At 61.2% G+C, this 6038-nt stretch carries 8 protein-coding genes; 4 read left to right on the top strand and 4 right to left on the bottom strand.

The window, feature by feature from the left end:
- Positions 1-126: 126 nt before the first annotated feature.
- Complete coding sequence (locus ACW9JE_RS27830; RefSeq protein ID WP_224536589.1) at positions 127-510, bottom strand: hypothetical protein; 384 nt, start codon at positions 508-510, stop codon at positions 127-129.
- A 160-nt stretch (positions 511-670) separates the two neighbouring features.
- Here ACW9JE_RS27830 and ACW9JE_RS27825 point away from each other — a divergent pair, with 160 nt between their 5' ends.
- A complete protein-coding gene (locus ACW9JE_RS27825; protein WP_457434580.1) occupies positions 671-868 on the top strand; it encodes a heavy-metal-associated domain-containing protein in 198 nt (65 codons plus the stop codon).
- Between the two features lie 94 nt (positions 869-962).
- Positions 963-2159, top strand: a complete 1197-nt coding sequence (locus ACW9JE_RS27820) for a multidrug effflux MFS transporter (RefSeq protein WP_457434579.1) — start codon at positions 963-965, stop codon at positions 2157-2159.
- 9 nt (positions 2160-2168) lie between these two features.
- On the opposite strand, the gene ACW9JE_RS27815 is transcribed toward ACW9JE_RS27820, so the two are convergent.
- The 3 genes from ACW9JE_RS27815 to ACW9JE_RS27805 form a co-directional block, all read right to left on the bottom strand.
- Positions 2169-2339 (bottom strand): hypothetical protein, encoded by a 171-nt coding sequence (locus ACW9JE_RS27815; RefSeq protein WP_457434578.1) that lies wholly within the window; start codon positions 2337-2339, stop codon positions 2169-2171.
- Positions 2340-2516: 177 nt separating this feature from the next.
- A complete protein-coding gene (locus ACW9JE_RS27810) occupies positions 2517-3530 on the bottom strand; it encodes a zinc-binding alcohol dehydrogenase family protein (protein ID WP_457434577.1) in 1014 nt (337 codons plus the stop codon).
- Between the two features lie 30 nt (positions 3531-3560).
- Entirely contained in the window at positions 3561-3854 is a 294-nt protein-coding gene (locus ACW9JE_RS27805) for a putative quinol monooxygenase (RefSeq protein WP_224536584.1), read from the bottom strand.
- A 113-nt stretch (positions 3855-3967) separates the two neighbouring features.
- On the opposite strand from ACW9JE_RS27805, the gene ACW9JE_RS27800 reads away from it, so the two are divergent.
- Positions 3968-4897 carry a LysR family transcriptional regulator gene (locus tag ACW9JE_RS27800; protein WP_224536582.1) on the top strand — a complete coding sequence of 310 codons (930 nt, stop codon included), beginning with the start codon at positions 3968-3970 and terminating at the stop codon, positions 4895-4897.
- Positions 4898-5202: 305 nt separating this feature from the next.
- The gene (locus tag ACW9JE_RS27795) at positions 5203-5937 is read left to right on the top strand and encodes an ArsR/SmtB family transcription factor (RefSeq protein ID WP_224536580.1); all 735 of its coding nucleotides are present in this window, start codon (positions 5203-5205) and stop codon (positions 5935-5937) included.
- Positions 5938-6038 lie beyond the last annotated feature (101 nt).

The following is a 6038-nucleotide window of genomic DNA, read 5'->3' as shown; positions in this document are numbered from 1 at the left end:
GGGGGGGGGGGTTGGTTGGAGAGGGGGGGGTGGAAGGCGCCATGTGGGGGGGGTGTGCTGTCCTCCCCGCGAAAAACCCCGCTCCCACATGGAATTGTGAACATCACAGTATTTGTGACAGGCGACTCAATATCCCAGCCCCGTACGCTTCAGATACATCCCTTCCTGCGTCATCGCAATCCGGTACTTCTGCACGTCACCCGCGCGCAGCGTGATGTCCTGCGAACCCGGCGCCAGCATGCCCGGGTTGCAGCCCGGTACCTGGCCCGGCAGCAACTTGAGGCGCAGGGAAATATTGCCCGGCGGCAGATTGAACGAGGTGCTTTGCTCCTGGAACAGGCGCGCGGACAGCTGGTCGTGGATGTACACGCCGATTTCGCAACTGGTCGCGACTTCCAGTCGCTCGCGGGAAATGATCAGCACGCCGTAGTCTTCCCCGGCGGCATGGGCCGAAGGCATGGCGGCGAAAAGGCCGAGCAGGCCAAACAGGCTGAAAGCTGACCAGCGCATGGCTGAATCTCCTGAGATCGAAACATGAATGGACGCAGCTTGGCCGAGCGCGGCGTCAATTGCCAGCCCGGCAGATCACTTCAGAACTTGACCTTGCCATGGTGGCAAGCTCGACACTGCTTGCAATCTCACTCAAACGCCTCATCAAGGGAGTCGTACCATGCAAGTATTCAATGTCGAAGGCATGTCCTGCGGTCACTGCGTCAGGGCCATCACTCAAGCGGTTCAGGCCAAGGATCCGGCGGCCAGCGTGCGCGTCGATCTGGCGGCGAAGGAAGTCGGTGTCGAGTCGTCGCTGTCGGTTGAGCAGGTGATCGCGGTGATCAGCGAAGAAGGCTACGGCGTCAAGGTGGCCTGATCTTTTTAATAGTTAGCGAGCTATCGGAATGTTCAAGGCGTCCATGCGCGGCTAGACTGTCGGGCCTGCCGACTTCTGCCCAACTGGATGCCTGATGAATTTCCGCACAATCCTTATTCTCGGCGCCTTGAGCGCTTTCGGTCCGTTGGCGATCGATTTTTACCTGCCGGCCTTCCCGGCAATGGCGCAAGCCTTCGGCACTGACGAAAATCACGTTCAACTGACCCTGGCGGCGTATTTTCTCGGTTTGTCCATCGGGCAATTGGGTTACGGGCCAGTGGCAGACCGCTTCGGGCGGCGCATTCCGTTGTTGGCCGGTGTCGCGCTGTTCACCTTGGCATCTTTCGCGTGCGCCTATGCACCGAGTCTGGAATGGCTGATCGGCGCGCGATTCGTCCAGGCCTTGGGCGGATGCGCGGGCATGGTGATTTCCCGGGCGGTGGTCAGCGATAAATGTGATGCGGTGGGGGCGGCCAAGGTCTTTTCGCAGTTGATGCTGGTGATGGGCCTGGCGCCGATTCTGGCGCCGATGCTCGGCGGGTTGCTGGTCAATACCTCCGGCTGGCAGTCGATCTTCCTCGCATTGACCGGTTTCAGCGCATTGGCTGGCCTGGCCGTAGCGTTTGGCCTGCCGGAAAGCCTGCCGGCCAATATCCCGCGCCAGCCGCTGTCCGGGGCGCTGCGCCAATACGGTCGTCTGCTGAAGGATCAGGTGTACCTGGGCCATGCCCTGACCGGCGGTATCGCCATCGCCGGCATGTTCTCCTACATCGCCGGCTCACCGTTCGTGTTCATTAAACTCTATGGTGTGCCGGCCGAGCATTTCGGTTGGCTGTTCGGCGCCAACGCCGCAGGCTTCATTCTGGTGGCCCAGGTCAATGCGCGGCTGTTGTCCAGGCGCGGGCCGGCGTTCCTCCTTGCTCGCGCGGTATGGGTTTACCTTGCCGCAGGTTTGACTCTGCTGGCGGTCAGTGCCTTGCACACCGAAAAATTGTGGCCGTTGTTGATACCACTGTTTATCTGCATTTCCAGCCTTGGTTGCATTCTTCCCAACGCCTCTGCCTGTGCGATGAACGGTCAGGGTGCGAGAGCGGGCAGTGCTTCGGCGTTGCTTGGCTGCCTGCAATTCAGCGTGGCAGCGGGCGCCGCCGCGCTGGTGGGAGTTTTGCACGACGGCAGCGCCATGCCGATGGCGCTGGTCATCAGCCTGTGTGGAGCGTTGGTGGCAGGCGCGGCCATGCTCACCCGGCGTCTGCAGAATGCCCGGGCGTTGGCGCAAGCCCAGGTCTGAGGAGGGGACTCAGCCGACAGCACGTTGCTGGTGTTGAGGGAGGTAATGGGGCGCGTGCAGGCGCGCTTCGAGAGTGCTGGTGAAGGCGCGCGCTTCAGCTTCGCTGCGGAATGTCACGGCGTGTTGGTCCAGGCGGACCTGCCACCGGGATTTCGCCAATTCTTTTATCAGGATCTTCATTGCTGACCTCCTCAAGTAAAAGATTGCCTCGCAGAGGATTCGATTGTAGACCCGAATTTCGCTGCGTTTGTGACAAGGATCAACCTTCGGACTGACGGCAAAAGGATCGCAGCTTGCGGCAACTTCTGGAAATGATTTTGTCCGCTGCGCGCTCTGCGATCCTTTGATTGTGGCCTTTTAGAACCCTTCCAACACGATCTTGCCCTTGGCCTTGCCGCTTTCCAGCAGCGCATGGGCACGGCGCAAGTTGGCCGCATTGATGGTGCCAAAATGCTCGCCAACCGTGGTCTTGAGCGTACCTTCATCGACCAGTTGCGCTACGCGATCGAGCAGCTTGTGCTGTTCGATCATGTCCGCAGTTTCGAACAGCGAACGGGTGTACATGAACTCCCAGTGCAGCGACAGACTCTTGCGCTTGAGCTTGGTCACGTCCAGGGTTTTGGGGTCATCGATCAGCGCCAGTTTGCCTTGCGGCGCCAGGGCTTCGATCAGTTGATCGAGGTGATGATCGGTCTGGGTCAGGCTGGCCACGTGAGTCACTTGAGGGATGCCGGCTTTTTTCAGCGCTTCACTGAGCGGCTGGCTGTGATCGATCACCTGATCGGCGCCCAATTCCTTCACCCAGCTCTGGGTCTGTGGACGCGACGCGGTGCCGATGACGTTCAGGCCGGTGAGTTGCTTCGCCAGTTGGGTGAGGATCGAACCGACACCGCCAGCGGCTCCGACGATCAGCAGACTCTGGCCTTCATCGGTTTTTCCTTCACGAATTTGCAGACGTTCGAACAGCAGTTCCCAGGCGGTGATCGCGGTCAGGGGCAGGGCGGCGGCTTCGGCGAAACCAAGGGTTTTCGGCATGTGGCCGACGATTCGCTCATCCACCACGTGCAGCTCGCTGTTGCCGCCAGCGCGGGCGATGGAGCCGGCGTAGAACACCTTGTCGCCGGCCTTGAACAGGGTCACTTCGCTGCCAACAGACTTGACCACGCCGGCCACGTCCCAGCCCAGCACCTTGGCTGCGCCGCCCTCGGGCTGGACGTTCTGGCGGACCTTGGTGTCCACCGGGTTGACCGAGATGGCTTTGACTTCCACCAGCAGGTCGCGCGGGCCGGCGACCGGCTCCGGCAGCTCGATGTCCTGCAGGGATTTTTCGTCGCTGATCGGCAGGGACGCGTAATAGGCAATGGCTTTCATCGGTGGCTCCTCAAATGTATGGAAAATTGATCACGCGACGCTGCGCAGACGCTTGAGCTCGAAGTGTTCGAGGAAATCGGCGGCTTTGGCCCGGAAGTTTTGAATGTGGGCACTCGCGTCATGGGCCTGGAGCGCTTCGTCACTGCTCCAGTGTTCGATCATGTAGAAGGCCAGCGGATTGGCCAGGTCCTGGTGCAAGTCATATTGACCGCAGCCGGCTTCGGCGCGGGTGGGTTCGACCAGCGCCCTCAGATGTTGCTCAAGCGCGTCCTGCTGGCCGGGTTTGGCGATGAGAGTGGCAATGGCGGTGAAGGGCTGGGACATGGACGGTCTCCGGGTGGCTGATGGCGATGAGTGGATGATTAGCTATTTCTTCCCGAGAAAAAACTCGCTAAAAGAGCAGGCTCTTTCAATATTTTTTTGATAATGGATTTGGAATGCTGCGTTTCGATGATTTGCAGTTGTTCGTTCGGGCGGCGGATCTGGGCAGCCTGTCGGCGGCCGCGCGGGGCATGGACATGTCGGCGGCGGTGGCCAGTGCGGCGTTGAAGCGCATCGAGCAGCAGCTCGGCGCCCGTTTGCTCGCCCGCTCGACCCGCAGCCTGCGCCTGACCGCCGAGGGCGAGGGCTTCCTGGAATATGCCCGGGCGGCCCTGAGTAATCTCGATGAGGGGCGGCGGTTATTGGCCAGCGGCCAGGATCAGGTCAGCGGCGTGTTGCAGTTATCGGCGCCGTCGGACTTTGGCCGCAACCTGCTGCTGCCGTGGCTGGACGAGTTTCAGCGCGAGCATCCCAAGCTCACGGTGCGCCTGTTGCTGGGGGACCGCATCGCCGATCTTTTCCGCCAGCCGGTAGACATCGCCCTGCGCTATGGCGAACCGGAAGATTCCAGCCTGGTCGCGCTGCCCATCGCACCGCAGAACCGCCGCGTGCTCTGCGCCGCGCCGAGCTACCTGGCGCGGCATGGCGAGCCGCGTCAGCTCGAGCAATTGGCCCAGCACAATTGCCTGCTCTACATGCTCGGCAGCCGGGTCCACGACCATTGGAGTTTTCACGACGGCAAACGCGAGGTCGGCCTGACAGTCAGCGGAGATCGCTTCAGTGACGATGCCGATGTAGTGCGACTGTGGGCCTTGGCGGGCGCCGGGATCGCCTACAAATCCTGGCTCGATGTAGGCGCCGATGTGCTGGCGGGGCGATTGAAGGTGCTGATGCCGGAACTGCTTTGCGAGCGCGCTCCGCTGAATTTGTTGTGCGCCCATCGCGCACAATTGAGTAAGCCTGTGAACCTTCTTCGGGAAATGCTTGCCAGCCGATGCGCTTCGTTGAGCAGTCATTTTCCGGGGTTCACCGGAATCGGTCATTAGTCGCGGGAAAAAAGCGAAATTTCCCGCAGCAACTATCAGCATCGTGGATTTGCAGAGGGCAAAAACCCGCGATTGGCCCGCCTATACTAGCGCCTCTCACGCAAGCACCTTCAGTTGCCACGGCGAAGTCCATCCGCCAACACGAGGCCGCTTTGAGCCAGTCCGCAGATGGCCAGGGTGAGCGAAGACTTTGCGCGGTTCATGGCGGTAACCACGCATTGGCCGACGGTGCAATTGTGGTCAAGATGTCTCCTTGCGGCAGACGAACAGAGCAACAGACGAACGATTCAACAGGGAGTGAATTCATGGAACATGCACCTTGTATCAGCCAGATAGCCACCTTGCTGGCTGACCCCAAGCGCAGCGCAATGATGTGGGCCTTGATGGACGGCACGGCGCGACAGGCCGAGGAACTGGCCTTGCTGGCCGGTCTGTCGCCGTCTTCGGCCAGCGCCCATCTGGGGCGCCTGTCCACCGGGGGGCTGTTGAAGGTCGAAACCCGGGGGCGAAAGCGTTTCTTCCGCCTGTCGGCTCCCGAAGTCGGCGCCGCGATCGAAGCGCTGGCCAGTGCGACGCTGGCCAGCACCCCGCAGAACATTCCGGACATTTTCAGACACAGCACACCTCTGGCCAGCCCGCCACCCAAGCGCTCGTCGTTGTTGCGCGCGCGACTGTGCGACGACCATCTGGGCGGCACTCTGGCTGCGGATCTGTATCAGCGATTGCTGGAGGCGGGCTGGATCGAACAGTTCGAGCAGCGAGTGACGATCACGCTCAAGGGCTCGACGGAACTGGCCGCGCGTGGGGTGTTCATCCAGGCGCTGGCTCACCGTAACGGCAAGTCGGCGTGCGCCTGTCCGGACTGGAGCGAAAGGCGCCCGCACATGGGCGGGTCGCTGGGAGCAGCGTTGTTGCAGTTGTTCATGCAGTCCGGCTGGCTGACGTTGCCGGCGGATTCACGAGCGTTGCAGCTCACGGCTGCGGGGCAGCGGGAAATCCATCGTTTCGCCAAGGAAACCGAGCTGGAAATGGCACTGTAGATATTCGGTCCAACACAAAACCCTGTGGGAGCCGAGCTTGCTCGCGAATGCGGTGTGTCAGTCAATGATGACGTCGACTGACACACCGCTTTCGCGAGCAA

This window comes from Pseudomonas sp. SDO55104_S430, assembly GCF_054070595.1.
The sequence above is the reverse complement of the archived record's forward strand: the minus strand, read 5'-3'. Positions and strand labels throughout refer to the sequence as shown.

What these genes read in the sequence shown, in the direction of transcription:
- ACW9JE_RS27830 (WP_224536589.1), bottom strand. Translation starts at nt 510, where the DNA reads ATGCGCTGGTCAGCTTTCAGCCTGTTTGGCCTGCTCGGCCTTTTCGCC.
- ACW9JE_RS27825 (WP_457434580.1), top strand. Translation starts at nt 671, where the DNA reads ATGCAAGTATTCAATGTCGAAGGCATGTCCTGCGGTCACTGCGTCAGG.
- ACW9JE_RS27820 (WP_457434579.1), top strand. Translation starts at nt 963, where the DNA reads ATGAATTTCCGCACAATCCTTATTCTCGGCGCCTTGAGCGCTTTCGGT.
- ACW9JE_RS27815 (WP_457434578.1), bottom strand. Translation starts at nt 2,339, where the DNA reads ATGAAGATCCTGATAAAAGAATTGGCGAAATCCCGGTGGCAGGTCCGC.
- ACW9JE_RS27810 (WP_457434577.1), bottom strand. Translation starts at nt 3,530, where the DNA reads ATGAAAGCCATTGCCTATTACGCGTCCCTGCCGATCAGCGACGAAAAA.
- ACW9JE_RS27805 (WP_224536584.1), bottom strand. Translation starts at nt 3,854, where the DNA reads ATGTCCCAGCCCTTCACCGCCATTGCCACTCTCATCGCCAAACCCGGC.
- ACW9JE_RS27800 (WP_224536582.1), top strand. Translation starts at nt 3,968, where the DNA reads ATGCTGCGTTTCGATGATTTGCAGTTGTTCGTTCGGGCGGCGGATCTG.
- ACW9JE_RS27795 (WP_224536580.1), top strand. Translation starts at nt 5,203, where the DNA reads ATGGAACATGCACCTTGTATCAGCCAGATAGCCACCTTGCTGGCTGAC.